Raw genomic sequence first — 26,203 nt, forward strand, 5'->3', positions numbered from 1 at the left:
GCCGCTCACCGATTGACGCCGCCTTCTTTTTTACAAAGGTCAGCGATAAAAAAATCAACACAGGATTGATACCTAAATGGCATCAAAGTTCCAGCCTTATGTTGTGGCAAATAGAGGATAATTGAAAAAATATGCTACAAAATGGCGCTTATTGCGCCATTTTATCTCGCGAAAGAGTGAATTTCAGATTTACGCCCGATCGACCGTAAAAGCAATCACGTCCGCCAGGCTTTCTGCTCCCAGCGCCAGCATCACCAGACGATCAACACCCAGCGCCACGCCGGAACAATCCGGTAGACCGGCGGCCAGCGCATCCAGTAGATTTTGGTCAATCGGCTGCTGCGGCAGACCGCGAGCGGCGCGCTTACGATTGTCCTGTTCAAAGCGCTGTTGTTGCTCACGTGCGTCCGTCAGTTCGTGGAAACCATTCGCCAGCTCAATACCTTTGTAGTACACCTCAAAGCGCTCGGCGACGCGATGATCCTCGGTACTGATTTGTGCCAGCGATGCCTGACTTGCCGGAAAGTGATAAATAAAGGTCGGCTTTTCTTTACCTATATGCGGCTCAACCCCCATCGTGAACAGCAGTTGCAGCAACGTATCACGGTCTTCTTCCGTATCGGCGATATTGCTTAAATCAAGCTTTGCCGCCGCCTCACGCAGTTGCGTTTTATCTGCTGATAACGGGTCAATCTCCAGATGGCGCTGAAACGCCTGTTGATAGGAGAGACTTTCCGCAGGTTGACAATCCAGCACTTGCTGAAGCAAATCATCCACTTCATTCATCAGGCGGTACATATCGTAATGCGGGCGATACCACTCCAGCATGGTGAATTCCGGATTATGATGTCGTCCCATCTCTTCATTACGGAAACTGCGGCATAGCTGGAAAACCGGACCGCACCCTGCCGCCAGCAGGCGTTTCATATGGTATTCCGGACTGGTCATTAAATAGAGGTTGATCCCCTGGGAATGGCCAGGTCCGACGAAACGCGTTTCGAACGGGAACAGATGAATGTCTGTGACCGTCGCCTGACTCATGCAGGGCGTCTCAACCTCAAGCACTCCACGATCGGCAAAGAAACGACGGATTTCCGCCATAATCGCCGCACGTTTTAATAAATTGGGGATGGACGCGCTCGGCTGCCAGGTTGCCGTTTCGCTCATGATTCTTTCTCCAGTTTAAGACAAGGTCACGAAGTCTACTCGCAACGCGCGGGCGAAACAAATTTTGCGCAGGCGTATCGGGCACCTTCTGGAGGGTAAAAAAAGTGATTTCAGATGGTTTAGTAATTAAATTAATCAAAATCAATGATAATTCATCCCTCTGATACGCTAAAAAAATCGAACACGTCAAATTTCCCTCACATCCCTGAGACTATACTGTTGTACCCATAAAGGAGCAGTGGAAACGCATTCATACTTCGCAGAACCCAGAGGCTTTATCTGGCTGCGCGAGGGTGAAATTACAATAATCTGGAGGAATGTCGTGCAAACCTTTCAAGCCGATCTTGCCATTATAGGCGCCGGTGGCGCGGGATTACGTGCTGCAATTGCTGCCGCACAGGCGAATCCCAATGCTAAAATCGCACTGATCTCAAAAGTGTACCCGATGCGCAGCCACACCGTCGCTGCCGAAGGGGGTTCAGCCGCTGTCGCCCAGGATCATGACAGCTTTGACTACCATTTTCACGATACGGTAGCAGGCGGAGACTGGCTGTGTGAGCAGGATGTCGTGGATTACTTTGTCCACCATTGTCCCACTGAGATGACGCAGCTGGAGCAATGGGGCTGCCCGTGGAGCCGCCGTCCGGACGGTAGCGTTAACGTGCGTCGCTTCGGTGGTATGAAAATCGAGCGTACCTGGTTCGCCGCGGATAAAACCGGCTTCCATATGCTGCATACCCTGTTCCAGACTTCCCTGCAGTTCCCACAAATCCAGCGCTTTGACGAACATTTCGTGCTGGATATTCTGGTTGATGACAACCATGCGCGCGGCCTGGTGGCAATGAACATGATGGAAGGCACGCTGGTGCAAATCCGCGCCAACGCCGTGGTCATGGCGACAGGCGGCGCAGGCCGCGTATACCGCTATAACACCAACGGCGGCATCGTCACCGGCGACGGGATGGGCATGGCGCTGAGCCACGGCGTTCCGCTGCGTGATATGGAATTCGTTCAGTATCACCCGACCGGCCTGCCAGGTTCCGGTATCCTGATGACTGAAGGTTGCCGCGGCGAAGGCGGTATTCTGGTCAATAAAAATGGCTACCGTTACCTGCAAGACTACGGCATGGGCCCCGAAACGCCGCTGGGCGAGCCGAAAAACAAATATATGGAACTGGGGCCGCGCGACAAAGTATCCCAGGCTTTCTGGCACGAATGGCGTAAAGGCAACACCATCTCCACGCCGCGCGGCGATGTGGTTCACCTCGATCTGCGTCATCTCGGCGAGAAGAAACTGCATGAACGTCTGCCGTTCATTTGCGAACTGGCGAAAGCCTATGTCGGCGTCGATCCGGTTAAAGAACCGATTCCAGTACGTCCAACCGCGCACTACACCATGGGCGGCATTGAAACCGACCAGAACTGTGAAAGCCGTGTCAAAGGGCTGTTTGCCGTTGGCGAATGCTCCTCTGTTGGCCTGCATGGCGCGAACCGCCTCGGTTCCAACTCACTGGCGGAACTGGTGGTGTTTGGTCGTCTGGCTGGCGAACAAGCAATGGAACGCGCTGCTACGGCAGGCGCCGCAAATAGCGCCGCGCTCGACGCCCAGGTTGCCGATATTGAACAGCGTCTGAAAAATCTGGTGAACCAGGAAGGCAACGAAAACTGGTCGAAGATCCGCGATGAGATGGGTCTGTCTATGGAAGAAGGTTGCGGTATTTACCGTACCCCGGAACTGATGCAGAAAACCGTTGATAAACTGGCCGAGCTTCAGGAACGTTTCAAACGCGTACGTATCTCCGATACTTCCAGCGTGTTCAACACTGACCTGCTGTATACCATTGAACTGGGTCATGGTCTGAACGTGGCGGAATGTATGGCGCACTCTGCGCTGGCGCGTAAAGAGTCCCGCGGCGCGCATCAGCGTCTGGATGAAGGCTGTACCGAGCGCGACGATGTGAACTTCCTCAAGCACACCCTCGCCTTCCGCGATGCTGATGGCACGACCCGTCTGGAATACAGCGACGTGAAAATCACCACCCTGCCGCCAGCCAAACGTGTTTACGGCGGTGAAGCGGAAGCAGCCGATAAGAAGGAGAAGGCGAATGGCTGAGATGAAAAACCTGAAAGTTGAGGTGGTGCGCTATAACCCGGAAACCGATACCGCGCCGCACAGTGCTTTCTATGAAGTTCCTTATGATGAAACAACATCGCTACTGGACGCGTTGGGCTACATCAAAGATAACCTGTCGCCAGACCTGAGCTACCGCTGGTCCTGCCGTATGGCGATCTGCGGCTCCTGCGGCATGATGGTCAACAACGTCCCTAAACTGGCGTGTAAAACCTTCCTGCGCGATTACACCAACGGTATGAAGGTGGAAGCGCTGGCGAACTTCCCGATTGAGCGCGATCTGGTTGTCGATATGACGCACTTTATCGAAAGCCTGGAAGCGATTAAACCGTACATTATTGGCAACTCTCGCACGCCAGATCAGGGGCCGAATGTCCAGACCCCGGCGCAAATGGCGAAGTATCACCAGTTCTCCGGTTGCATCAACTGTGGTCTGTGCTACGCCGCGTGCCCGCAGTTCGGTCTGAATCCTGAGTTTATCGGACCGGCTGCGATTACGCTGGCGCATCGCTATAACGAAGATAGCCGCGATCACGGTAAGAAGGAGCGTATGGCGCAGTTGAACAGTCCGAACGGCGTATGGACCTGTACTTTCGTGGGCTACTGCTCCGAAGTCTGTCCAAAACATGTCGATCCGGCTGCGGCCATTCAGCAGGGTAAAGTGGAAAGCTCGAAAGACTTTCTTATCGCCACCCTGAAACCACGCTAAGGAGTGCAACATGACGACTAAACGCAAACCCTATGTGCGGCCGATGACGTCCACCTGGTGGAAAAAACTGCCGTTTTATCGCTTTTATATGCTGCGCGAAGGCACAGCGGTGCCGGCAGTCTGGTTCAGTATTGAACTGATTTTCGGTCTGTTTGCGCTCAAACACGGCGCGGAATCCTGGATGGGATTCGTCGGCTTTTTACAAAACCCGGTGGTAGTGATCTTAAACCTGATCACCCTGGCGGCCGCGCTGCTGCACACCAAAACCTGGTTTGAACTGGCGCCGAAGGCGGCCAATATCATTGTAAAAGACGAAAAAATGGGGCCAGAGCCAATCATCAAAGGGCTTTGGGTGGTCACTGCGGTAGTCACCGTAGTCATTCTGTATGTTGCCCTGTTCTGGTAAGGAGTCCCGGATGATTAATCCAAACCCAAAACGTTCTGATGAACCCGTATTCTGGGGACTGTTTGGCGCAGGCGGTATGTGGGGCGCGATCATCGCGCCGGTGATCGTGCTACTGGTTGGCATCATGCTGCCGCTGGGGCTATTTCCGGGCGATGCCCTGAGTTTTGAGCGCGTACTGACGTTCGCCCAAAGCTTTATTGGTCGCGTTTTTCTGTTCCTGATGATCGTGCTGCCGCTATGGTGTGGCCTACACCGTATGCACCACGCGATGCATGACCTGAAAATCCACGTGCCTGCGGGCAAATGGGTCTTCTACGGTCTGGCGGCAATCCTGACCGTTGTGACGGCGATTGGCGTTATCACTCTCTAAGTTGCCACGACGCCCTCTTATCTACCCGATAAGAGGGCATTTTTTCTTTTCCTGCCTCTCATTTTCCCGCCAGGTTCTACACTTAGAAAAAACACTGGAAGGAAAAACGCTATGCGCTTGCTGCCCGTCGTTGCTGCGGTTACTGCGGCATTTTTGGTTGTCGCCTGTAGTTCGCCTACCCCGCCTAAAGGCGTTACCGTGGTAAATAACTTTGATGCCAAACGTTACCTCGGCACCTGGTATGAGATCGCACGCCTCGATCATCGATTTGAACGTGGACTGGAACAAGTCACGGCCACCTATAGTCTGCGTGACGATGGCGGGATTAATGTCATCAATAAAGGCTATAACCCGGATCGGGAAATGTGGCAAAAAACAGAAGGCAAAGCGTATTTTACCGGTAGTCCAAACCGCGCCGCGCTCAAGGTCTCTTTTTTCGGCCCGTTCTACGGCGGCTATAACGTGATTGCGCTTGACCGGGAATACCGTCATGCGCTGGTGTGCGGCCCGGATCGCGACTATCTGTGGATACTCTCTCGCACGCCAACGCTTTCTGAGGAAATAAAACAGCAAATGCTGGCCGTCGCGACCCGGGAGGGGTTTGACGTCAATAAATTAATTTGGGTAAAACAATCAGGTTCGTAGCAATATCAGCGACGAATTAATGCGCACTGAGTTTTAGCCCAATGATACCCGCGACGATCAAGCCAAGACTGAGCAAACGCGCCGGTGAGGCAGACTCGCCCAGCAGAAGGATACCGGTGATTGCCGCCCCAACGGCGCCGATGCCGGTCCAGATGGCGTACGCCGTTCCAACAGGCAGCGTTTTCATTGCCCAGGAAAGTAACGCCATACTGATAACCATGGCCGTAATGGTGATAATACTGGGGGTCAGACGAGAAAAACCGTGGGTATACTTCAGGCCGACAGCCCATACCACTTCAAGTAAACCAGCGATTAATAGAATGATCCAGGACATAGCAGGCTCCAGATAATTAATGGGGCCGTCCCCGGTGAGAATAGCGTTTACAGGTCGTCCTGTAACGTATACGGATGAAAAGCCATTCTTGCCTGAGAGAAAATGAATTTCAACCTTTTTATTTTTTTCCGTCTAAAGGCGGGAATTGGCCCTTTTAAGCCGCGTAGTTTTCGCATTTAGCGCCCACAGGAGTTCTCTATGATGGAACGCCTTCTGGGAAAGAAAGTGCTTTATCTACTTCCGGGTGCAAAAAACTATGTTGAAAATTTTAGTGATAGACCGATGCCACTTTACCCGTACGGGCATGGAGGCCTGGCTTAATCACACTGATGTGCTCAGTTCTTCACTGCTGGTATCCGGGATGAATAACCTTATACTGGCGAAAGAACATATTCTGCAATGGAAGCCCCACCTGGTTATCGCTGATTTATATGGTTTTCTCAACGATGCCTTACCCGAACAGCCTATCAATGCATTTTTTGCCGCCTGCAGGATGACGCCGTTGGTATTATTACAGTCAGGGAATATGCCGTACAGACCACAATATGCCAGTCATGCGGTGTTATCTAAACACACGCCTTTACATGAGCTTGCACAACGAATTAAAGGAGCGCTACATACTCATCCACTGCAGGAAGCGCCGGAAAGCGCCACGCCATTGCTCTCTCCGCAGGAGGAAAAAGTGCTCGCGATGTGGACGGAAGGCACCAGCAATAAAGAGATTGCGTATGCGCTTGGCATTCACGGGAAAACGGTTTACACCTATAAACGTAATATCCGTATGAAACTTCATATGGATAACCGGTATTCTCCCTTTCTTATGCTTCCGGAGAAAATCGATTAACGGTACGACGCCATGCCGTACCGTTGATGATTACTGCTGAGCTCTGGTTGCAGCGCCAGAGATCGCACTACCACCGTCCGAGATGTCCTCGCCCACGCCGCGCGTGGTATTACAAGCAGTTAATACAGTGGAAAGTACCAAAACAGAAAAGATCGCTGCAATTGTCTTTTTAACCATAATGTCTTCCTTTTCTAGCCAATGTTGTTTGTGTATAGCAACTTAATAATAGACAACATCCCAGAAAATGATGGGCGATCGACTAATTTTAGGAAGACGAGAAGCGATTAGCTGGCTGCACGGGAGATGGCGTGGCCGAGATGCTGAATATCTTCGCCGAAGCCGCGGGCGGTATTACATGCCGTTAATAATGTGCTGGTAAGAAGAACCAGCGCGACAAGACCGATAAAGCGTTTCATCATTGAGGCGCGAAAAATAGGATGGCGCAGCATACGCTGCACCATTTTTCCCGATAACGTAAATTATTTTACGCGGGATACGTATTCGCCGGAACGGGTATCGACTTTGATCACTTCGCCAATCTGCACGAACAGCGGAACTTTAACCACTGCGCCAGTAGACAGCGTGGCTGGTTTGCCGCCAGTACCTGCGGTATCGCCCTTCAGACCTGGGTCGGTATCAACAATTTCCAGTTCAACAAAGTTCGGCGGAGTGACAGAGATAGGCTGACCGTTCCACAGGGTCACGATGCATTCCGCCTGATCCAACAGCCATTTTGCGTTGTCGCCGATAGCCTTGGCATCTGCAGACAGCTGCTCGAAGGTTTCGTTGTTCATGAAATGCCAGAACTCACCGTCGTTGTACAGGTAAGTCAGGTTCATATCGACTACATCCGCGCCTTCTGCGGAATCGGTCGATTTGAAGGTTTTCTCAACGCGCGTGCCGGTCAGCAGACGGCGCAGCTTAACGCGGGCAAACGCCTGGCCTTTACCCGGTTTCACGAATTCACTGGATTCAACCGCATAAGGTTCGCCATCCAACATGATTTTAAGACCGGAACGAAAATCGTTGCTATAGTAAGTCGCCATAAGGCCCTCTGAAATTGTTAACTGGTAGCTAAGCCACAAAATGGCGCATATTGTAACCCTAAATACCCCATTGCGAGAAGATTGGTTAGCGCAACTTGCCGATGTTGTGACCAATCCCGACGAACTGCTGCATCTTTTACAGATTGAAGCTGATGAAAACCTCCGGGCAGGACAGGACGCCAGGCGCTTGTTTGCCCTCCGCGTGCCGCGCGCTTTTATTGCGCGCATGGAGAAGGGCAACCCTGACGATCCTCTTTTACGTCAAGTGCTGACGTCCCGGGATGAATTTATTGTCGCCCCCGGTTTCTCCACCGACCCGCTGGAAGAGCAACACAGCGTGGTGCCAGGATTATTGCATAAATACCAAAACCGGGCGCTATTGCTGGTAAAAGGCGGATGTGCGGTAAATTGCCGCTACTGTTTCCGTCGTCACTTCCCGTATGCAGAGAATCAAGGCAATAAGCGCAACTGGACAGTCGCGCTGGAGTATATCGCCGCACACCCGGAACTGGATGAGATCATCTTTTCCGGCGGCGATCCGCTGATGGCGAAAGATCATGAGCTGGACTGGCTGCTCACGCAACTGGAAGCCATTAAGCACGTCAAGCGGCTACGCATCCACAGTCGGTTGCCTATCGTCATCCCGGCACGCATTACTGACGAACTGGTCGCCCGCTTTGACCAGTCACGTCTGCAAATTTTGTTGGTGAACCATATCAACCACACTAATGAAGTGGACGAGGCATTCTGCCTGGCGATGAAGAAACTGCGCCACGTGGGCGTCACGCTTCTCAACCAGAGCGTCCTGCTGCGTGGCGTGAATGATAACGCGCGAACGCTGGCGAATCTGAGCAACGCGCTATTTGACGCTGGCGTGATGCCCTATTACCTGCATGTGCTGGATAAAGTGCAGGGCGCCGCGCATTTTATGGTCACCGATGACGAAGCCCGGCAAATCATGCGCGAACTGCTCACGCTGGTATCCGGCTATATGGTGCCAAGACTGGCGCGTGAAATCGGCGGCGAACCGAGCAAAACACCGCTGGATTTACAGCTTCGGCAGTGCTAATCCTCGCGGGCGCGTCAGGGACGACGAAAAATATTAGCGCGCAATATTACGAGGAGATTCCCCCGCGATTCTCCTCACCCTGAGGATAAACTAACCTTCGTTAAATACACCTTTCCGGTCCTCTCTTTTCAATAAAGTCCGTTTTAGGACTCGCTTAGCGTGTACTGCATTTTCGAATTATACTGGTTCTCCTTTTTATAGGACGGCATAAACAATTTATATATCAAATACATTGCAGTAAAACATTTAATTATTTTATATTTGTGGAGAATTGACATGGCCTTAACGATTAAGGGACTAAATACCGGCGTTATTCGTCACAATGATAAGTTTATCGCGCTGGCGCTTAAGGTGAAGTCACTGAGAAATAAAGAAACACTGCTTTTCTTTCCTGTGCTCGCGCTGCGAGACTTGTTGATCGGCCTTGAACACCGGCTTTATTTACAACACTCGCTTCCGGAACAAGAGCAGGAAAAACGCCAGAAAGCCAAAAGCAGTCATGTGCTTAAAATGCATGAGAATATTCCGGCAATACTCCGTGAAGAGCTGGAAAACGCCGATGTTAATCAGCGTGTTGAATCTTTAGCGTTGAGCGATAATACAGAAAAAGTATTAACCTTTACGTTAAAGCTGCACAATGGTAGCCATCTTGATTTACAGGTCGGTGAGTGGCAGGTTGAAGTTCTGGTGATGGCTATTATTCACGCCATTAATAATGCCGAAATGCGTGAGCTCGCATTGCGTATTTCTTCAATGCTGGACTTTTTACCATTATACGATGCTGACTGCCTGGAAAACGGTAATATCGAATTCGATACCTATAACCAGCCTGACTGGAAACATAATCTGTATAACCATTATTTAGCGCTCGTTTATCGTTATACGGATGAGGCAGGACAATCGCATGATTGCGGCACCATCATTAAGACCCGTAGTCAATCAGGCTCTAAAGAAGCTGAAGCGATATCACGCCGCTTGCTGAATTTCAGCCCGCGTCTTAAAAAGCTGGAAGGAAAACCGTGTAAGGTTTTTGTCAGAACGCTTGGAACCGGTAAAGCAGCGCGTCTGACGCAAGATCAATGCATGCGCGCGTTGCATAATCTACGCATGGCATCATCGCAGGAAAAACGCTAACCATATCGCCCTCTGAATCTTTCAGAGGGCGTTACGATTCAGACATATCAATTCGGACATTTATAAACCTGGCCGTTCATCTCGCTGGCCGTCGGGACAAAACTGGACAACATGCCCTGCGACGGACTACTTACGCCATACAGCACGTTTCCACCCATCGCGGCTGCCTGATTACGCAGATCGTTCGCTGCGCCACGCATTGAGCCACCCTCTTCGCCGTGCTGGCCTGAAAACCAGTTACTCTGTTTACCGGTTGCCGTACCAATTAGCTGGCATTCCGCGCCTGGCTTATCTTCGACAAAGCGTACATTTTGGCCGGCAGCGGTGAGTTCGTTGCTGGAGCTACAACCCGCCATCAGCAGCGCGGCGCCAACGATCCCTGCTAAATATTTCACGTGCATGTTATTCCCCATAATCAATGAGCTGGACGTTTTGTCCGTATCTGAATCTTATACTAAAAAGATGACTAAAAGAAAAACCCCCGGTCATTTCTGCCCGGGGGTTTCTCAATTCTGGGAGATAAGCACCCAAATCATTCTGGTTGCAGGAAGGCGGTAATCCCCAGTCACTTACTCAAGGAAGTGACTGGGGTTAGCCAACGCATCTGCAGCCTGAAGGATGCAGGGTATGGGCAATTACATCATGCCGCCCATACCACCCATACCACCCATGCCGCCAGCAGCGCCTAAATCAGGAGCATCGCTTTTCGGCAGGTCGGTCACCATGCACTCGGTAGTGATCATCAGACCAGCCACAGAAGCTGCGTACTGCAGCGCAGAACGGGTAACTTTGGTTGGATCCAGGATACCCATGTCGATCATGTTGCCGTATTCTTCGGTTGCTGCGTTGTAACCGTAGTTGCCGTCGCCGCCCTTAACGGTGTTAGCGACAACAGACGGTTCTTCGCCGCAGTTCAGTACGATCTGACGCAGCGGAGCTTCCATTGCGCGCAGCGCAACTTTGATACCCACGTTCTGGTCTTCGTTCTGGCCTTTCAGGTCAGCAATTTTAGAAGCAACGCGGATCAGCGCAACGCCACCACCAGCAACCACGCCTTCTTCTACCGCAGCACGGGTCGCGTGCAGGGCATCTTCAACGCGGGCTTTCTTCTCTTTCATTTCAACTTCGGTCGCAGCACCAACTTTGATAACCGCAACGCCGCCTGCCAGTTTCGCTACGCGCTCCTGCAGTTTTTCACGATCGTAGTCGGAGGTCGCTTCTTCAATCTGCTGACGAATCTGAGCAACACGGCCCTGGATGGCAGCTTCTTCACCCACGCCATCGATGATGGTGGTGGTGTCTTTGTTGATCACAACACGTTTCGCCTGACCCAGGTCTTCCAGGGTTGCTTTTTCCAGCTCCATACCGATCTCTTCAGAGATTACGGTACCGCCGGTCAGGGTAGCGATATCCTGCAGCATCGCCTTACGACGATCGCCGAAGCCCGGTGCCTTAACAGCAGCCACTTTCACGATGCCACGCATGGTGTTAACAACCAGGGTAGCCAGCGCTTCGCCTTCAACATCTTCAGCGATGATCAGCAGCGGTTTGCCTGCTTTTGCAACGGCTTCCAGAACCGGCAGCATTTCGCGGATGTTGGAGATTTTCTTATCAGCCAGCAGGATGAACGGGCTTTCCAGCTCTACTGCGCCAGTTTCCGGCTTGTTGATGAAGTAAGGAGACAGGTAGCCGCGGTCAAACTGCATACCTTCAACCACGTCCAGTTCGTCCTGCAGACCGGTACCGTCTTCAACGGTGATGACGCCTTCTTTACCGACTTTATCCATCGCTTCCGCGATCAGTTTACCTACGGTTTCGTCGGAGTTAGCGGAGATAGTACCTACCTGAGCAATCGCTTTAGAGTCGGAGCACGGTACGGACAGCGCCTTCAGCTCTTCAACCGCAGCAGCAACCGCTTTGTCGATACCACGTTTCAGGTCCATCGGGTTCATGCCCGCAGCAACGGCTTTCAGGCCTTCGGTAATGATGGACTGCGCCAGTACGGTCGCGGTGGTGGTACCGTCGCCTGCAGCGTCGTTCGCTTTAGAGGCAACTTCTTTCACCATCTGCGCGCCCATGTTTTCAAACTTGTCTTCCAGTTCGATTTCACGCGCTACGGAAACACCATCTTTAGTGATAGTCGGCGCACCGAAAGATTTATCCAGAACCACGTTACGGCCTTTCGGACCGAGGGTTACTTTCACTGCATCTGCCAGTACGTTTACGCCGCGCAGCATTTTCACACGAGCGTCGTTACCGAATTTTACGTCTTTAGCTGCCATTTTCTCTTTCCCTTAAATTCGTATGTTCAGTGTCGTTCGCGGATTACGCTTCAACAATTGCCAGAATGTCGCTTTCAGACATGATCAACACTTCTTCATTGTCGATCTTTTCAGATTTCACACCGTAGCCATCGTTAAAAATAACGATGTCGCCAACTTTCACGTCCAGCGGCTGTACAGTACCGTTGTCCAGGATGCGACCCTTACCGACAGCGATGATTTCGCCACGAGTTGATTTACCCGCTGCGGAACCGGTCAGTACGATGCCGCCAGCAGATTTGGACTCAACTTCTTTACGTTTGACGATCACACGATCATGTAACGGACGAATACTCATTGATAGCTCTCCTTTGAGAAAGTCATTATCAGTTATGGGTGACGCCGGCCCGTAAACGGTTTCCCGGCTGGTGACCAGAGAGATGGGGATGGGGTTTTGCCCCTTCAAGGGGGGAGATGAAAAAAAATTCTTCTGAGCGAAAAAAGCGGTAAAAACGCTACTTATCTCACGTTTACCCAAGGTTTAGAACATCCTGCTATAAGAAAAGGCGTGTGTGATACGCTTAAAAATGTCTGTCGTCACCTGACGTTACAATGCCGCCGGATAATGAGCTGATGAATGAACTAAAAAAAGAGCTTGGGTTGGTTCAGGGCGTTATCTTGTTAACCACATCATTATTAGGGACTGGCGTTTTTGCGCTTCCGGAGCTGGCTGCGCTGGCGGCAGGCGACATCAGCCTTTGGGCATGGCCGCTGCTCATTATTTTGATTTTCCCTATTGCGATTGTCTTTGCTGTGCTGGGGCGCCATTTTCCACACGCTGGCGGCGTAGCGCATTTTGTCGGGATGGCATTTGGCCCGCGTCTGCAACGGGTGATCAGTTGGCTGTTTTTATCAGTCATTCCTGTTAGTTTTCCCGCAGCCTTGCATATTGCGGTGGGTTTCGGCCAGGCGCTGTTTGGCTGGCAAAGCGAACAGCTCTTATTTGGGGAGCTGGGTACTCTAGGTTTGCTATGGTTTATGGGATCGCGCGGCGCCAGCTCCAGCGCCAACCTGCAAGCCATTATCGCTGGATTAATTATCGCGCTTATTGCCGCCATTCTGTGGAAAGGCGCGATTAAACCTGCGGATATCACCTTCCCAGCCGCAAACGAAATCACCTTTTCCCGGCTGTGTACCGCCCTGGCGATCATGTTCTGGGGATTTGTGGGAATTGAGGCGTTTACGCATTTGTCGTCTGAATTTAAAAATCCTGAACGTGATTTTCCGCGCGCATTGATCATTGGCCTGATGCTGGCCGGCTCCATTTATTGGACCTGTACCGCCGTGGTGCTGCATTTTGGCGTCTATAGCGACAAGATAGCGGCAACAGCATCGCTACCGCTTATTATTGTTCATCTCTTCGGTATCCAGGCGTTGTGGATAGCCTGCATTATTGGTTATCTCACCTGCTTTGCCAGCCTGAATGTGTATGCTCAGAGTTTTGCGCGTCTGATATGGACGCAAATGCAATATCAGCCCGATCACTATCTGGCTCAACTCTCTCCCGGGCGCCTTCCCTTGCACGCGTTAAACGTTATTCTGGCCTGTTGTTGCGTGAGTTCCCTGGTCGTTTACGCCCTGAAGATTAACCTCAATGCGCTGATCGTCTATGCTAACGGTATTTTTATTATGCTCTATCTGCTTTGTATGCTGGCGGGCTGTCGACTATTGAAAGGGCGCTGCTATGCACTGGCGGTGACGGGTTGTCTACTGTGCCTGTTATTGCTGGTAATGCTGGGGTGGAAAAGCTTATATGCCATTATCATGCTGGCAGCATTATGGCTGTTTTTACCGAAGCGAAAACGCATGGCGTAAGACGTATCTGTTGGCCGGATAACGCCTCACGCGACTTATCCGGCCAGCATCTCTACCTTTAATCCCGACGATCGTCTTTATGTTCAATACGATCGCGATCGTCATCTTTACGCTGATACTCGCCGTCAAATGTTTCGCCACCGCCAGTACCCGCGCTAAACCCGCCGCCCGGCATCCGGGAAAAACGTAAATGCGGCAGCAACTTCAGCGTCAAATGTTTTTGCACTGGCGGTAACAAAAGGAGAAGGCCGAGAAAATCGGTGAAAAATCCCGGCAACAGGAGCAGTAAGCCAGCGATGATCAGCGATACACTCTTAATCATTTCTGCCGCCGGGCTCTCACCGGCCGCCATTTTTTGTTGCATCAGCAAAAAGTTTTTAAAACCCTGGTTACGTACCAGCGACATACCGATAACAGACGTAAAAATCACCAGGATTAACGTCATCAGGACGCCAAGCACATGGGCGACCTGGATAAAGATAGAAATCTCAATGTAAACATAGAGAAAGACAGCTAAAAAGGGTATCCAGCGCAAAGGACTCTCCTGTAAGTCATGGCCGTCTGCGACGACCATTTGAATGGGGTTGCGATTCGCATCGATTCGATATGGTGGTGCGTAGCAAAATTTCAAGTGGTTTGTACACCTATTTTAGGTAGTAATACTAAAGCGGTGACCTATTTCACAAAATAATAAATAAGGGGTAAATTCCCACACTTTAAGTGATCCAGATTACGGTAGGAATTCTGAACCAGCATATGATCTCGTTTATCAGGCCGATGGAGGGGATAATCGTCGGTCAGAAAACATTCGAAATCACATATATCCTGTGTGTTTTAAAGTAAAAATCATTGGCAGCTTGAAAAAGAAGGTTCACATGTCAAACAACATTCGTATCGAAGAAGATCTGTTGGGTACCAGGGAAGTTCCAGCTGAAGCCTACTATGGTGTTCACACTCTGAGAGCGATTGAAAACTTCTACATTAGCAATAACAAAATCAGCGACATCCCTGAATTTGTGCGTGGCATGGTTATGGTAAAAAAAGCGGCGGCGCTGGCCAACAAAGAGCTGCAAACCATTCCTAAGAGTGTGGCGAATGCCATCATTGCCGCATGTGATGAAGTCCTTAACAACGGTAAGTGCATGGACCAGTTCCCGGTAGATGTCTACCAGGGCGGCGCGGGCACTTCCGTCAACATGAATACCAACGAAGTGCTGGCCAACATCGGGCTGGAACTGATGGGTCATCAGAAAGGTGAATATCAGTACCTGAACCCGAACGACCACGTGAATAAATGTCAATCCACTAACGACGCCTATCCGACAGGCTTCCGTGTAGCGGTTTACGCCTCTATCGTCAAACTGATCGATGCCATCAACCAGTTGCGTGAAGGTTTCGAACGTAAAGCGGTTGAATTCCAGGACATCCTGAAAATGGGTCGTACCCAGTTGCAGGACGCCGTACCGATGACGCTTGGTCAAGAATTCCGTGCGTTCAGCATCCTGCTGAAAGAAGAAGTGAAAAGCATCGAGCGTACTGCTGAGCTGCTGCTGGAAGTCAACCTTGGCGCAACGGCAATCGGTACTGGTCTGAACACGCCAAAAGAATACTCTCCGCTGGCGGTGAAAAAACTGGCTGAAGTCACTGGTTTCGCCTGTGTTCCGGCTGAAGATCTGATTGAGGCGACGTCTGACTGTGGCGCGTATGTTATGGTTCACAGCGCGCTGAAACGTCTGGCAGTGAAGATGTCCAAAATCTGTAACGACCTGCGCTTGCTCTCTTCTGGTCCTCGTGCCGGCCTGAACGAGATCAACCTGCCGGAACTGCAGGCGGGCTCTTCCATCATGCCAGCCAAAGTGAACCCGGTTGTACCGGAAGTCGTAAACCAGGTATGCTTTAAAGTCATCGGTAACGACACCACCGTTACGATGGCGGCGGAAGCCGGTCAGTTGCAGTTGAACGTTATGGAACCGGTTATCGGCCAGGCGATGTTCGAATCCATCCACATTCTGAGCAACGCGTGCTACAACCTGCTGGAAAAATGCGTTAACGGCATTACCGCGAATAAAGAAGTGTGCGAAGGGTACGTTTATAACTCCATCGGTATCGTCACTTACCTCAACCCGTTCATCGGCCACCACAACGGCGACATCGTCGGTAAAATCTGTGCTGAAACCGGTAAGAGCGTACGTGAAGTTGTGCTGGAGCGCGGCCTGTTAACGGAAGCCGAGCTGGACGATATTTTCTCCGTACAGAACTTGATGCACCCGGCTTATAAAGCTAAACGTTATACTGATGAAAGCGAACAGTAATCGTACAGGGTAGTACCAAAGAGGCACGTCACGATGACGTGCCTTTTTTCTTACAAGAAGTTACCAAATAACAACAATTTAATATCAACTTGTTAAACAACAAGGAAGGCTAATATGATAGTTGTCGAACTTATCATTGTTTTGCTGGCAATCTTTTTGGGCGCCAGACTTGGGGGCATCGGTATTGGATTCGCAGGTGGGCTGGGTGTTCTGGTACTTGCCGCCATCGGCGTGAAGCCAGGGACAATTCCATTCGATGTCATTTCCATCATTATGGCGGTTATCGCCGCGATCTCTGCTATGCAGGTCGCGGGCGGTCTGGATTATTTGGTAAACCAGACGGAAAAACTGCTGCGTAAGAACCCGAAATACATCACTATCCTCGCACCGATTGTGACCTATTTCCTGACTATTTTTGCTGGTACCGGGAACATTTCCCTGGCAACGCTGCCGGTTATTGCTGAAGTCGCGAAGGAGCAGGGAATCAAACCTTGCCGTCCGCTCTCGACCGCCGTGGTATCCGCGCAGATTGCGATTACCGCCTCGCCGATTTCTGCGGCCGTGGTGTATATGTCTTCTGTTATGGAAGGTCATGGCATTAGCTACATTCACCTGCTGTCCGTGGTTATCCCCTCTACGCTGCTGGCGGTGCTGGTGATGTCCTTCCTGGTCACGATGCTGTTCAACTCCAAACTGTCGGACGACCCGATTTACCGCAAACGTCTGGAAGAAGGGCTGATTGAACTGCGTGGTGAAAAGCAGATTGAAATCAAACCGATGGCAAAAAATTCCGTCTGGCTGTTCCTGCTGGGCGTTATCTGCGTGGTTGTTTATGCGATTGTCAACAGTCCGAGCCTCGGCCTGGTTGAGAAACCGCTGATGAACACCACCAACGCTATTTTGATCATCATGTTGAGCGTCGCAACGCTGACCACCATCCTGTGTAAAGTGGAAACTGACGCCATCCTCAACTCCAGTACCTTTAAAGCAGGGATGAGCGCCTGTATCTGTATTCTGGGCGTGGCGTGGCTGGGCGATACCTTCGTATCCGCTAACATCGACTGGATCAAAGACACTGCGGGTAGCGTCATCCAAGGGCATCCGTGGCTGCTGGCCGTCATCTTCTTCTTTGCTTCCGCGCTGCTCTACTCTCAGGCGGCAACGGCGAAAGCGCTGATGCCGATGGCGCTGGCGCTGAACGTCTCTCCGCTGACGGCAGTCGCTTCCTTCGCCGCCGTTTCCGGCCTGTTCATTTTGCCGACCTACCCGACTCTGGTTGCGGCGGTACAGATGGATGACACCGGTACAACCCGTATCGGTAAATTCGTCTTTAACCACCCGTTCTTCATCCCAGGCACCCTGGGCGTCGTTCTGGCTGTCTGCTTCGGCTTCCTGCTGGGCAGCTTTATGCTGTAAGTGTTTCACCCGCGGGGCGTATCACGCCCCGCATTCTCCCGCCCTTTGACTAACATCCTGCCCTCGTCCGTTGTATAGTGACCGTTCACTTGCGGGTCTTTTTGTTCTTTCGAGGTGTTTATGCTTGATGTTAAGAGTCAGGATATTTCCATCCCCGAGGCCGTTGTGGTGCTTTGTACCGCCCCGGATGAAGCTACCGCCCAGGATCTGGCCGCCAAAGTGCTGGCGGAAAAACTGGCCGCCTGCGCCACCCTCCTCCCCGGCGCGACATCGCTGTACTACTGGGAAGGCAAACTGGAGCAGGAGTATGAAGTTCAAATGATCTTAAAAACCACCGTTTCACATCAGCAAGCGCTTATCGACTGCCTGAAGTCTCATCACCCGTATCAAACGCCTGAACTTCTGGTTTTACCTGTTACTCACGGAGATACTGATTACCTCTCATGGCTCAACGCATCTTTACGCTGATCCTGCTGCTGTGCAGCACATCCGCCTTCGCCGGATTATTCGACGCGCCGGGTCGCTCGCAGTTCGTCCCTGCCGACCGGGCGTTTGTTTTTGATTTTCAGCAAAATCAACACGATCTTACCCTCTCCTGGCAGGTAAAAGAGGGTTACTACCTTTACCGTAAACAAATCAGTATCACGCCGACGAAAGCGGATATCGCCGCAGTCCAACTCCCGGCAGGCGTCTGGCATGAAGATGAGTTCTACGGAAAAAGCGAAATCTACCGTAAGCGGCTAAACGTTCCGGTAACGGTTAACCAGGCGGCGGCTGGCGCGACATTAACGATAACGTACCAGGGGTGCGCCGATGCGGGATTCTGTTATCCGCCGGAAACGAAAACGGTGCCGCTAAGTGAAGTCGCCGCGGCAATAGACGCCACGCCGACGCCTGCTGTCACCCAGACGAGTGAGACGTCAAAACCCGCCGCCCAGCTACCTTTTTCCGCGCTCTGGGCACTGCTGATCGGCATAGGCATCGCCTTTACGCCCTGCGTTTTACCCATGTATCCGCTGATTTCCGGTATTGTCCTGGGGGGAAGGCAACGTTTGTCGACGGGGCGCGCACTGCTGCTGGCTTTTATCTATGTACAAGGGATGGCGCTGACCTATACCGCACTGGGTCTGGTCGTCGCCGCAGCGGGATTACAGTTTCAGGCGGCGCTGCAGCACCCTTATGTGTTAATCGGCCTTGCCATCGTGTTCACCCTGCTTGCGTTGTCGATGTTTGGCCTGTTCACACTACAGCTCCCCTCCTCACTGCAAACCCGGCTGACATTAATGAGTAATCGTCAGCAAGGCGGCTCGCCCGGCGGTGTTTTTGTTATGGGGGCGATTGCCGGATTAATTTGCTCGCCCTGCACTACAGCGCCGTTAAGCGCGATTCTGCTTTATATCGCTCAGAGCGGCAACATGTGGCTGGGCGGCGGCACGCTGTATTTGTATGCATTAGGTATGGGTCTGCCGCTAATGCTGGTCACCGTGTTTGGCAACCGCCTGTTACCGAAAAGCGGCCCGTGGATGGCGCATGTTAAAACCGCTTTTGGTTTCGTGATCCTCGCGTTACCGGTCTTTTTACTGGAGCGGATTATTGGCGAGGCTTGGGGTTTACGTCTGTGGTCGCTGCTGGGCGTCGCTTTCTTTGGTTGGGCCTTTATCACCAGCCTTCAGGCCAGACGAGCGTGGATGCGTATCGTACAGATTATCCTGCTGGCGGCAGCGCTCATTAGCGTGCGGCCTCTACAGGATTGGGCGTTCGGATCGCCATCCGCGCAAGCTCCAGCGCACCTCAATTTCACGGCTATTTCTACCGTGGACGAACTCAATCAGGCGCTGGCGCAGGCCAAAGGCAAACCCGTTATGCTGGATTTCTACGCCGACTGGTGCGTGGCCTGTAAAGAGTTTGAAAAGTATACCTTCAGCGATCCGAGGGTCCAGCAGGCGCTCGGCGACACGGTGCTCTTGCAGGCTAACGTCACCGCTAACAATGCGCAGGACGCCGCGCTGTTAAAGCATCTGCAAGTCCTCGGGCTGCCCACCATTCTGTTCTTTAATGCCCAAGGCCAGGAACAGCCGCAATCGCGAGTCACCGGCTTTATGGACGCCGCCACCTTTAGCGCGCATTTGCACGATCGCCAACCGTGAGCGACACTTGCAAAAGCAAAGACGGAGGAGAATACCGTGCAACGTGAAGATATTCTGGGAGAAGCCCTGAAATTACTGGAGACGCAAGGGATAGCCGATACTACGCTGGAAATGGTGGCGGAGCGCGTAAATCGCCCACTCGACACATTACAGCGTTTCTGGCCAGATAAAGAAGCCATTTTATATGACGCGCTACGTTATCTGAGTCAGCAGGTAGATATCTGGCGACGCCAGCTTCTTCTTGATGAGTCGCTTTCTGCTGAACAAAAGCTACTGGCACGCTACAGCGCGCTTTCGGAATGTGTCAGTAATAACCGTTATCCTGGTTGCTTGTTCATTGCCGCCTGTACGTTTTATCCCGACCCAACCCATCCTATTCACCAACTGGCTAATCAACAAAAACGCGCGGCACATGATTTTACCCATGAGCTACTGACCACGCTGGAAATTGACGATCCGGCGATGGTTGCAAGGCAGATGGAGCTGGTGCTGGAAGGTTGTCTCAGCCGAATGCTGGTCAACCGCAGTCAGGCTGATGTAGATACCGCTCAGCGGTTGGCGGAAGATATTCTGCGTTTTGCACAGTGCCGTCAGGGTGGCGCGCTCACCTGACGGGTACTGATTTTATGCATTTTGCCTGAAAAGCAGGCAGTCAGCGCGCTTTTATCACTTTTTTCGTGTAAAGCCGTTGACGACCGCGCCCCTTTACGGTTTAATGCGCCCCGTTGCCCGGATAGCTCAGTCGGTAGAGCAGGGGATTGAAAATCCCCGTGTCCTTGGTTCGATTCCGAGTCCGGGCACCACTTATTCAGAAAACCCAGCCTATGGCTGGGTTTTTGCTTTTCTGGGAATGGAAATCCGTAGCCCCCATCTCTGGTCTGACTAGCTATAACGAGAAGGCCAGATTTTCTCTGGCGCAACGCCCAGCGCTTCGGCGATCAGCTTTTCCCCTTTGGGCCAGGGTCAAAAGCTTACTTAGCTACAGGGAGATTATTATCAGTAATAACGCGTATCACTCCATCTGACGGTTCGCTAGCCTCGACAAGTGAATCCAATATTTCCGCCATGAACTTTTCCATCACTGACAACAATAATCCCTTCGCCAATTTTGGCATTTTTTCTTTTTCAGTTTCTTTATTCTTAAATATTGTTTACGACTCTTGTTCATAATCATAAATTAATACTCAGCACATCATGACTGGTGGTAGTTGTCGGGGTAACAGGGCACATAGTTTAAAATACTTATTCATAGTTTGTTATTACGTAAACATTTTAACCTAATGCGTGTCAGTCAGGCACGCAGATAAAAAACAACCGGGGAGAAAAGTTAAACAAAATGCTGTTAGCAGGAAGTACCAGTATTGTTCTGTTGTCCGCTGCAGCCAGTCCGGTATGGACAGACGATAATGCCAGTACAGCGTCCTGCTTTTTTACCTGTATGTTGAATAACCATTGCAATAAATCATTATAGGATTACATCTGTTTATTATTGCCTGATCCGGAGTGAGTCTTTATGAAAAGTCGTTATTTAGTATTTTTTCTACCACTGATCGTAGCTAAATATACATCAGCAGAAACAGTGCAACCCTTTCATTCTCCTGAAGAATCAGTGAACAGTCAGTTCTACTTACCACCACCGCCAGGTAATGATGATCCGGCTTTCCGCTATGATAAGGAGGCTTATTTCAAGGGCTATGCGATAAAGGGTTCCCCACGATGGAAACAAGCTGCTGAGGATGCAGATGTAAGCGTGGAAAATATAGCCAGAATATTCTCGCCAGTAGTGGGTGCTAAAATTAATCCCAAAGATACGCCTGAAACCTGGAATATGTTACAGAATCTTCTGAAAATGGGCGGCTACTACGCTACTGCTTCGGCAAAAAAATATTATATGCGTACCCGCCCCTTTGTCTTATTTAATCATTCCACCTGCCGTCCTGAAGATGAGAATACTTTGCGAAAAGATGGCTCTTACCCTTCCGGGCATACTGCTTATGGTACACTTCTGGCATTAGTATTATCCGAGGCCAGACCGGAACGCGCGCAGGAGCTCGCCAGACGAGGATGGGAGTTCGGGCAAAGCAGAGTGATATGTGGTGCTCACTGGCAAAGTGATGTTGATGCTGGTCGTTATGTGGGAGCAGTAGAGTTTGCAAGGCTGCAAACAATCCCGGCTTTTCAGAAGTCACTGGCAAAAGTCCGTGAGGAGCTGAACGACAAAAATAATTTATTGAGTAAAGAAGATCACCCCGAACTTAATTACTGAAGGTGAAAGTCTTCCCGCAAACTGGCCACAGCAAATGAAAGGAAGTGCAACTGCGTAGGGGCGACCGGGCGTGAGACTGTAATTAAAATTGTGTAAGTGCCTGTTTTTGATATGTTCACTCCAGTAACAGAGACAGGCAATTATGGACGAAAAGAAACTCAAAGCCCTTGCGGCTGAAGTGGCTGAAGGCCTTAAAACCGAAGCCGATCTCCATGCTTTTTCCCGCATGTTGACGAAGCTTACCGTCGAAACAGCGCTCAATGCGGAGCTGCCTGACCACCCCGGGTATGAGAAAAATGCGCCCAAAACAGGCTCAAACACCCACAATGGCTACTCGTCAAAAACGGTGTTATGCAATAACAGCGAGATCGAACTGAACACGCCGCGTGACCGTGAAAATACCTTCGAACCACAGCTGATTAAGAAGCACCAGACGCGCATTACGCAGATGGACAGACAGATTTTATCCCTCTGCGCCAAAGGCATGACTACCCGCGAAATCGTTGCCACCTTCAAAGAAATGTACGACTCCGATGTGTCGCCCACGCTGATATCTAAAGTCACCGACGCCGTAAAAGAGCAGGTCATTGAGTGGCAAAACCGACAAATGGATACGCTGTATCCCTTTGTTTATATGGACTGTATGTTGTCAAAGTTCATCAGAATGGCAGTGTGATAAACAAAGCAGTTTTCCCTGCGCTGGGGATCAATACCGAAGGTCAGAAAGCGTTGCCGGCATGTGGCTGTCCGGAAATGAAGGCACAAAGTTCTGGCTAAGCGTGCTGACGGAGCTGAAAAAGCGGGGCCTTCAGGACATCCTGATTGCCTGTGTGGACGGTCTGAAGGGCTTCCCGGATGCGATAAACAGCGTCTTCCCGAAATATCCGCAAATCAGCAAAAGCTGGCGTGCGCACTGGGAAAACCTCAATACGCTCTTCAGTTATCCGCCGGATATCCGCAAGACCATCTACCATCTACACTACAAACGCAGTCGAATCCCTGAACAGCGTGATCCGTGCCGCGATTAAGAAACGCAAAGTGTTCCCGACGGATGACTCGGTACGAAAGGTTATTTATCTGGCAATCAAGGATGCATCAAAAAAATGGAGTATGCCGATCCAGAACTGGCGGCTGGCGATGAGTCGCTTTATTATCGAGTTCGGTGACCGCCTGAGCAATCACCTTTAATATATTAGCAGTTACATAGAATTACTGACAGGCTCAAAAAAAGAGACCAGATTTCAGTCTCTTTTTTATCACTCATAATAATAGTCAGTTATTTTCTTTTATTTAGCTCTTCCATAAAATTTACCCAATTTTTATATTGATAATCAAGATTGCGAATCTCGTCTGAGATGGTTGATTGCTGCTGTATGAGACCACGTTTCTTTGCTATCAACTCTTGTAAACCATCATCGAGCACCTTCATTTTCGCTTTTATCTTCTCATTAATTTCATTATATTTTACGGAGTATTCTTCTTTATGTTTTTCTAATACAGCACGTTTCTCCGCCCTTATGTCATCAAAATCACTCAACCTGTAATTCTTTAATTTTTCCCGGCGAGCCTTCATTGCTGGGTCGAAAACTTCAGCATTGTACTTCTTCTCAAAATAATAAGGAGCATTTTCTTTATTAAAGAGTTCCAGCTCTTTATTCAAATCACGCTGAACAAAATAACGGCTTTGTGTTTTTCCATCTTCCCCTTTCCCCCAATACTCATCGATTTCTTTATTAATAACTAATATATTAGTTTTAACTTTTGCGATATCATTATTTAATTCGTTTAGTTTTGATTTCTTCCTGGCATATTCATCTTTAATTGCATTTATTTTATCATCAAAACCTGCTCCATCCATGATGATATATTTACCGTCAGTTTCAACATTAGGAATTGGATTGCCTTTTGGTGTTTCTGACATTTGTAATGAAGAAAATATTGTTTTCCATCCAGTATCTTTATTACCAAGACTGTTCAAAGTTGCTGAGAATTTAATATCTTTGCCTTTATCCCACGATTTTTGAACAACAATATAATCAGTTAACGAGGCAACTGGCGTATACAGATCGTAGCCAGTAGAAAGTAAGCCATCAGCAGCATATGTTCTCTTATTTCCATCAACCGATGTTTCCTTGATATCAATTGAATCAAGGATAAGACGCCCATGAAATTGATTACTAAATTGTTCTTTCAAGACTTTCTCTGTAGGGGTGTTATCGTCACCGCATCCGCTAATTAATAGCGAAACCAATAAACCACACAAAAATTTTCCTTTCATAACATTCATCCCAGAAATTAATAATATGCAATAAAATCATTTCAGCATCACACAACGAGTTAGCAAATTCAATATTTAATGATGTGTTATTTTCATTATAATACTGTGTCTTTATTTTTAAACCACCAGGACTCGCTATCTTAATGAAAGACAATACCTCTAATAAATCAGATAGTTGGAAAGCAATTTTTTAATGGGCTGGCTGAAGCCATTAAAATGATTTTTTCAATCATCCTTACTGTAGCCGGAGGTAAAGCTGTTACTTCAACTGACGATGAAGAACAACAGGCAGACTACAGAAATGGACTGATCCTACCCGCGTAATATGGACACAACCCTAAGCAAGGTTCTGGTTTTCAAATTGTTCCGGACTGAGACTGCCACAGGCACTGTGACGACGCCGTTGATTGTAATCACACTCGATATCATTAAACACTGCTGTCTGCATTATTTCCCAGCTGGCAAAGCCCTCTCCGTGGATACATTCCACCTTCAGCGTGTGAAAGAAGCTTTCTGCACAGGCATTGTCATAACAACAGCCTCTGGTGCTCATACTCCCCCGCAGATTATGTCGTTTCAGTAAGCTCTGCTAATCCGTTGAATAGTACTGACCACCTCTGTCTGTATGCACGCTGACTTTCCCAGTCGTTTACGCCGCCATTGCACCATCTGTAACGCATCGCAGGCTGGCCGCCACGGTTTTTATGTTATACATCCGTCAGGCGTGGCGCACCATAGCGCTGTTTGCGTCACTGAATGCTTCCCGGGCGACGTTATCACAGACAAGGCGGAACTGCTGACGCTGGTTTATCTGATGACGACGCTGATGCCAGACGTACCAGCCACTACGGGCAACCAGAAGTACACGGCACATGGCTTTGGTACTGAATTCAGCCTGATGTTTTTCGATGAAGACATACTTCATTTCAGGCGCTTCGCGAAGTATGCCGCGGCCTTCTGGAGAATGGCCAGTTCCTCATCCCCTTCTGCCAGCGGACGCTTCAGATGGGCGATCTCTGCGGGCATCGCCTGTTCGCGGTCAGAAGAAGAGAGCTGATTTTGCTGTTTGCTTCGCCAGTTGTAGAGCTGTGATTCATACAGGTTAAGCTCGCGGGCGGCAGCGGCCCCCCAATGCGTTCAGCCAGTTTCAGGGCTTCCTGCGAAATTCAGGCGTGTGCTGCTTGCGTGGCTTTTTGGTGGTTGATGCTGGTTTTTTCATATGAGTCACCTCTTGCTTGAGAGTTTACTCACTTAGTCACGTGACCACTATTGCTGGGTAAGATCAAAGAACCTCAATAACGTGTTACACCGTTTTTCATAAAGCCAACCATACGATTGAATGCTTCCCCTCCCCTCAAACTTCCGGATATCGCTACGCCATCTACCCGCCGCCGTATATATTTACCGCGTTGTATGCCTTTCCTGGCCGAGAGCGTTAATATTTACATCCAGGATAAACCTTATCACAAATTAACATCAGATCTTATACCTCATGCTAACTACCTCCATGAAATTAAAGAGCTATTCTCTAAAAGATTAAAGGCAATTATTACTTAATTCAAATTTTAAAGAGATAAATTGATAATAACATGAGCCAATTCTTGTAAATTTCCATCTTTTTTTTATACGCGACATAGTTTTTTAACGATACTATAATATGTAGAAATGCAATATAAAATAGCATTTTCCATAGAAAATGAAAAGATCGCCACCTGATACCTTAAGTTCGCAAATAATTATATAGCTATATATTAGTTTTCTTTTGAAATATTTTTCAGAATAATTTTTGATTT

General features: G+C 49.9%; 26 protein-coding genes, 1 tRNA gene and 3 pseudogenes. 18 read left to right on the plus strand and 12 right to left on the minus strand.

Annotated elements, in window-relative coordinates; translation table 11 throughout:
* Positions 1-189: 189 nt before the first annotated feature.
* Complete coding sequence (gene epmA, locus J4728_RS10560; RefSeq protein WP_000004794.1) at positions 190-1,167, minus strand: elongation factor P--(R)-beta-lysine ligase; 978 nt, start codon at positions 1,165-1,167, stop codon at positions 190-192.
* Positions 1,168-1,489: 322 nt separating this feature from the next.
* On the opposite strand from epmA, the gene frdA reads away from it, so the two are divergent.
* From frdA to J4728_RS10585, 5 genes are all read left to right on the plus strand, one after another.
* Positions 1,490-3,280, plus strand: coding sequence for a fumarate reductase (quinol) flavoprotein subunit (gene frdA / locus J4728_RS10565; RefSeq protein WP_001192954.1), 1,791 nt, complete (start codon positions 1,490-1,492; stop codon positions 3,278-3,280).
* Entirely contained in the window at positions 3,273-4,007 is a 735-nt protein-coding gene (gene frdB / locus J4728_RS10570; protein ID WP_000829509.1) for a fumarate reductase iron-sulfur protein, read from the plus strand. Before frdA ends, frdB begins: the two co-directional genes overlap by 8 nt.
* A gap of 10 nt (positions 4,008-4,017) precedes the next feature.
* The gene (frdC, locus tag J4728_RS10575; protein WP_000208749.1) at positions 4,018-4,413 is read left to right on the plus strand and encodes a fumarate reductase subunit FrdC; all 396 of its coding nucleotides are present in this window, start codon (positions 4,018-4,020) and stop codon (positions 4,411-4,413) included.
* A 10-nt stretch (positions 4,414-4,423) separates the two neighbouring features.
* A complete protein-coding gene (gene frdD, locus J4728_RS10580) occupies positions 4,424-4,783 on the plus strand; it encodes a fumarate reductase subunit FrdD (RefSeq protein WP_000609650.1) in 360 nt (119 codons plus the stop codon).
* 111 nt (positions 4,784-4,894) lie between these two features.
* A complete protein-coding gene (locus J4728_RS10585) occupies positions 4,895-5,428 on the plus strand; it encodes a lipocalin family protein (protein WP_001238396.1) in 534 nt (177 codons plus the stop codon).
* 16 nt (positions 5,429-5,444) lie between these two features.
* Here the strand turns inward: J4728_RS10585 and sugE are convergent, their stop codons facing one another.
* Positions 5,445-5,762 carry a quaternary ammonium compound efflux SMR transporter SugE gene (sugE, locus tag J4728_RS10590; RefSeq protein ID WP_000118469.1) on the minus strand — a complete coding sequence of 106 codons (318 nt, stop codon included), beginning with the start codon at positions 5,760-5,762 and terminating at the stop codon, positions 5,445-5,447.
* 256 nt (positions 5,763-6,018) lie between these two features.
* Between sugE and J4728_RS10595 the strand changes: the two genes are divergently transcribed.
* Positions 6,019-6,606, plus strand: coding sequence for a helix-turn-helix transcriptional regulator (locus tag J4728_RS10595; protein WP_000912957.1), 588 nt, complete (start codon positions 6,019-6,021; stop codon positions 6,604-6,606).
* 30 nt (positions 6,607-6,636) lie between these two features.
* On the opposite strand, the gene ecnB is transcribed toward J4728_RS10595, so the two are convergent.
* The 3 genes from ecnB to efp all read right to left on the minus strand — a co-directional run bounded on the left by ecnB (position 6,637) and on the right by efp (position 7,652).
* Positions 6,637-6,783 (minus strand): lipoprotein toxin entericidin B, encoded by a 147-nt coding sequence (gene ecnB / locus J4728_RS10600; RefSeq protein ID WP_000239598.1) that lies wholly within the window; start codon positions 6,781-6,783, stop codon positions 6,637-6,639.
* A 107-nt stretch (positions 6,784-6,890) separates the two neighbouring features.
* Positions 6,891-7,025, minus strand: a complete 135-nt coding sequence (locus J4728_RS10605) for an entericidin A/B family lipoprotein (RefSeq protein WP_000977687.1) — start codon at positions 7,023-7,025, stop codon at positions 6,891-6,893.
* 60 nt (positions 7,026-7,085) lie between these two features.
* On the minus strand, positions 7,086-7,652 hold the full coding sequence (gene efp, locus J4728_RS10610; protein ID WP_000257282.1) for an elongation factor P: 567 nt from the start codon (positions 7,650-7,652) through the stop codon (positions 7,086-7,088).
* Between the two features lie 40 nt (positions 7,653-7,692).
* Between efp and epmB the strand changes: the two genes are divergently transcribed.
* Complete coding sequence (gene epmB / locus J4728_RS10615) at positions 7,693-8,721, plus strand: EF-P beta-lysylation protein EpmB (RefSeq protein ID WP_175066356.1); 1,029 nt, start codon at positions 7,693-7,695, stop codon at positions 8,719-8,721.
* A 276-nt stretch (positions 8,722-8,997) separates the two neighbouring features.
* On the plus strand, positions 8,998-9,855 hold the full coding sequence (locus J4728_RS10620; protein WP_001229227.1) for a YjeJ family protein: 858 nt from the start codon (positions 8,998-9,000) through the stop codon (positions 9,853-9,855).
* Between the two features lie 47 nt (positions 9,856-9,902).
* Here J4728_RS10620 and J4728_RS10625 read toward each other — a convergent pair whose 3' ends face one another.
* The 3 genes from J4728_RS10625 to J4728_RS10635 all read right to left on the minus strand — a co-directional run bounded on the left by J4728_RS10625 (position 9,903) and on the right by J4728_RS10635 (position 12,474).
* Complete coding sequence (locus J4728_RS10625; RefSeq protein WP_000558210.1) at positions 9,903-10,256, minus strand: DUF4156 domain-containing protein; 354 nt, start codon at positions 10,254-10,256, stop codon at positions 9,903-9,905.
* Positions 10,257-10,490: 234 nt separating this feature from the next.
* Positions 10,491-12,137, minus strand: a complete 1,647-nt coding sequence (gene groL / locus J4728_RS10630; RefSeq protein WP_000729126.1) for a chaperonin GroEL — start codon at positions 12,135-12,137, stop codon at positions 10,491-10,493.
* Between the two features lie 43 nt (positions 12,138-12,180).
* Entirely contained in the window at positions 12,181-12,474 is a 294-nt protein-coding gene (locus J4728_RS10635) for a co-chaperone GroES (protein WP_000027827.1), read from the minus strand.
* A 275-nt stretch (positions 12,475-12,749) separates the two neighbouring features.
* On the opposite strand from J4728_RS10635, the gene yjeH reads away from it, so the two are divergent.
* Positions 12,750-13,991 carry an L-methionine/branched-chain amino acid transporter gene (yjeH, locus tag J4728_RS10640; protein WP_001670701.1) on the plus strand — a complete coding sequence of 414 codons (1,242 nt, stop codon included), beginning with the start codon at positions 12,750-12,752 and terminating at the stop codon, positions 13,989-13,991.
* Positions 13,992-14,049: 58 nt separating this feature from the next.
* Here the strand turns inward: yjeH and J4728_RS10645 are convergent, their stop codons facing one another.
* Positions 14,050-14,526: an FxsA family protein gene (locus J4728_RS10645; RefSeq protein WP_001267291.1), complete on the minus strand. Its 477-nt coding sequence runs from the start codon at positions 14,524-14,526 to the stop codon at positions 14,050-14,052.
* Positions 14,527-14,866: 340 nt separating this feature from the next.
* On the opposite strand from J4728_RS10645, the gene aspA reads away from it, so the two are divergent.
* From aspA to J4728_RS10675, 6 genes are all read left to right on the plus strand, one after another.
* Positions 14,867-16,303, plus strand: coding sequence for an aspartate ammonia-lyase (gene aspA, locus J4728_RS10650; protein ID WP_000069440.1), 1,437 nt, complete (start codon positions 14,867-14,869; stop codon positions 16,301-16,303).
* A gap of 114 nt (positions 16,304-16,417) precedes the next feature.
* Positions 16,418-17,719 (plus strand): anaerobic C4-dicarboxylate transporter DcuA, encoded by a 1,302-nt coding sequence (gene dcuA, locus J4728_RS10655; RefSeq protein ID WP_000637595.1) that lies wholly within the window; start codon positions 16,418-16,420, stop codon positions 17,717-17,719.
* A gap of 120 nt (positions 17,720-17,839) precedes the next feature.
* On the plus strand, positions 17,840-18,187 hold the full coding sequence (cutA, locus tag J4728_RS10660; RefSeq protein ID WP_000887832.1) for a divalent cation tolerance protein CutA: 348 nt from the start codon (positions 17,840-17,842) through the stop codon (positions 18,185-18,187).
* Positions 18,163-19,866 carry a protein-disulfide reductase DsbD gene (locus J4728_RS10665; protein WP_000068882.1) on the plus strand — a complete coding sequence of 568 codons (1,704 nt, stop codon included), beginning with the start codon at positions 18,163-18,165 and terminating at the stop codon, positions 19,864-19,866. Before cutA ends, J4728_RS10665 begins: the two co-directional genes overlap by 25 nt.
* A gap of 36 nt (positions 19,867-19,902) precedes the next feature.
* Positions 19,903-20,478: a transcriptional regulator gene (locus tag J4728_RS10670; RefSeq protein WP_001188504.1), complete on the plus strand. Its 576-nt coding sequence runs from the start codon at positions 19,903-19,905 to the stop codon at positions 20,476-20,478.
* 115 nt (positions 20,479-20,593) lie between these two features.
* Positions 20,594-20,669: transfer RNA gene (locus J4728_RS10675), tRNA-Phe, on the plus strand.
* A 79-nt stretch (positions 20,670-20,748) separates the two neighbouring features.
* Here J4728_RS10675 and J4728_RS10680 read toward each other — a convergent pair.
* Positions 20,749-20,826, minus strand: a pseudogene (locus J4728_RS10680) (helix-turn-helix domain-containing protein); the annotation flags it as partial.
* 553 nt (positions 20,827-21,379) lie between these two features.
* Between J4728_RS10680 and J4728_RS10685 the strand changes: the two are divergent.
* The gene (locus J4728_RS10685; RefSeq protein ID WP_000842430.1) at positions 21,380-22,132 is read left to right on the plus strand and encodes a non-specific acid phosphatase; all 753 of its coding nucleotides are present in this window, start codon (positions 21,380-21,382) and stop codon (positions 22,130-22,132) included.
* Between the two features lie 142 nt (positions 22,133-22,274).
* Positions 22,275-23,320: pseudogene (locus tag J4728_RS10690) on the plus strand (IS256 family transposase).
* A gap of 88 nt (positions 23,321-23,408) precedes the next feature.
* Here the strand turns inward: J4728_RS10690 and J4728_RS10695 are convergent.
* Together J4728_RS10695 and J4728_RS10700 are read right to left on the minus strand one after the other, a co-directional pair.
* Positions 23,409-24,410, minus strand: a complete 1,002-nt coding sequence (locus J4728_RS10695) for a DUF1202 family protein (RefSeq protein ID WP_000676523.1) — start codon at positions 24,408-24,410, stop codon at positions 23,409-23,411.
* Between the two features lie 337 nt (positions 24,411-24,747).
* Positions 24,748-25,629 (minus strand): annotated as a pseudogene (locus tag J4728_RS10700) (IS3 family transposase).
* A gap of 116 nt (positions 25,630-25,745) precedes the next feature.
* Here J4728_RS10700 and J4728_RS10705 point away from each other — a divergent pair.
* The gene (locus J4728_RS10705; RefSeq protein ID WP_080217301.1) at positions 25,746-25,967 is read left to right on the plus strand and encodes a hypothetical protein; all 222 of its coding nucleotides are present in this window, start codon (positions 25,746-25,748) and stop codon (positions 25,965-25,967) included.
* Positions 25,968-26,203: the final 236 nt, after the last annotated feature.

The organism is Salmonella sp. 32070601201500089SM, assembly GCF_017573605.1.
In the GTDB taxonomy this organism is placed as follows: domain Bacteria; phylum Pseudomonadota; class Gammaproteobacteria; order Enterobacterales; family Enterobacteriaceae; genus Salmonella; species Salmonella enterica.

What these genes read in the sequence shown, in the direction of transcription:
- epmA (WP_000004794.1), bottom strand. Translation starts at nt 1,167, where the DNA reads ATGAGCGAAACGGCAACCTGGCAGCCGAGCGCGTCCATCCCCAATTTA.
- frdB (WP_000829509.1), top strand. Translation starts at nt 3,273, where the DNA reads ATGGCTGAGATGAAAAACCTGAAAGTTGAGGTGGTGCGCTATAACCCG.
- frdC (WP_000208749.1), top strand. Translation starts at nt 4,018, where the DNA reads ATGACGACTAAACGCAAACCCTATGTGCGGCCGATGACGTCCACCTGG.
- frdD (WP_000609650.1), top strand. Translation starts at nt 4,424, where the DNA reads ATGATTAATCCAAACCCAAAACGTTCTGATGAACCCGTATTCTGGGGA.
- J4728_RS10585 (WP_001238396.1), top strand. Translation starts at nt 4,895, where the DNA reads ATGCGCTTGCTGCCCGTCGTTGCTGCGGTTACTGCGGCATTTTTGGTT.
- sugE (WP_000118469.1), bottom strand. Translation starts at nt 5,762, where the DNA reads ATGTCCTGGATCATTCTATTAATCGCTGGTTTACTTGAAGTGGTATGG.
- J4728_RS10595 (WP_000912957.1), top strand. Translation starts at nt 6,019, where the DNA reads ATGTTGAAAATTTTAGTGATAGACCGATGCCACTTTACCCGTACGGGC.
- ecnB (WP_000239598.1), bottom strand. Translation starts at nt 6,783, where the DNA reads ATGGTTAAAAAGACAATTGCAGCGATCTTTTCTGTTTTGGTACTTTCC.
- J4728_RS10605 (WP_000977687.1), bottom strand. Translation starts at nt 7,025, where the DNA reads ATGATGAAACGCTTTATCGGTCTTGTCGCGCTGGTTCTTCTTACCAGC.
- efp (WP_000257282.1), bottom strand. Translation starts at nt 7,652, where the DNA reads ATGGCGACTTACTATAGCAACGATTTTCGTTCCGGTCTTAAAATCATG.
- epmB (WP_175066356.1), top strand. Translation starts at nt 7,693, where the DNA reads ATGGCGCATATTGTAACCCTAAATACCCCATTGCGAGAAGATTGGTTA.
- J4728_RS10620 (WP_001229227.1), top strand. Translation starts at nt 8,998, where the DNA reads ATGGCCTTAACGATTAAGGGACTAAATACCGGCGTTATTCGTCACAAT.
- J4728_RS10625 (WP_000558210.1), bottom strand. Translation starts at nt 10,256, where the DNA reads ATGCACGTGAAATATTTAGCAGGGATCGTTGGCGCCGCGCTGCTGATG.
- groL (WP_000729126.1), bottom strand. Translation starts at nt 12,137, where the DNA reads ATGGCAGCTAAAGACGTAAAATTCGGTAACGACGCTCGTGTGAAAATG.
- J4728_RS10635 (WP_000027827.1), bottom strand. Translation starts at nt 12,474, where the DNA reads ATGAGTATTCGTCCGTTACATGATCGTGTGATCGTCAAACGTAAAGAA.
- yjeH (WP_001670701.1), top strand. Translation starts at nt 12,750, where the DNA reads ATGAATGAACTAAAAAAAGAGCTTGGGTTGGTTCAGGGCGTTATCTTG.
- aspA (WP_000069440.1), top strand. Translation starts at nt 14,867, where the DNA reads ATGTCAAACAACATTCGTATCGAAGAAGATCTGTTGGGTACCAGGGAA.
- dcuA (WP_000637595.1), top strand. Translation starts at nt 16,418, where the DNA reads ATGATAGTTGTCGAACTTATCATTGTTTTGCTGGCAATCTTTTTGGGC.
- cutA (WP_000887832.1), top strand. Translation starts at nt 17,840, where the DNA reads ATGCTTGATGTTAAGAGTCAGGATATTTCCATCCCCGAGGCCGTTGTG.
- J4728_RS10665 (WP_000068882.1), top strand. Translation starts at nt 18,163, where the DNA reads ATGGCTCAACGCATCTTTACGCTGATCCTGCTGCTGTGCAGCACATCC.
- J4728_RS10685 (WP_000842430.1), top strand. Translation starts at nt 21,380, where the DNA reads ATGAAAAGTCGTTATTTAGTATTTTTTCTACCACTGATCGTAGCTAAA.
- J4728_RS10695 (WP_000676523.1), bottom strand. Translation starts at nt 24,410, where the DNA reads ATGAAAGGAAAATTTTTGTGTGGTTTATTGGTTTCGCTATTAATTAGC.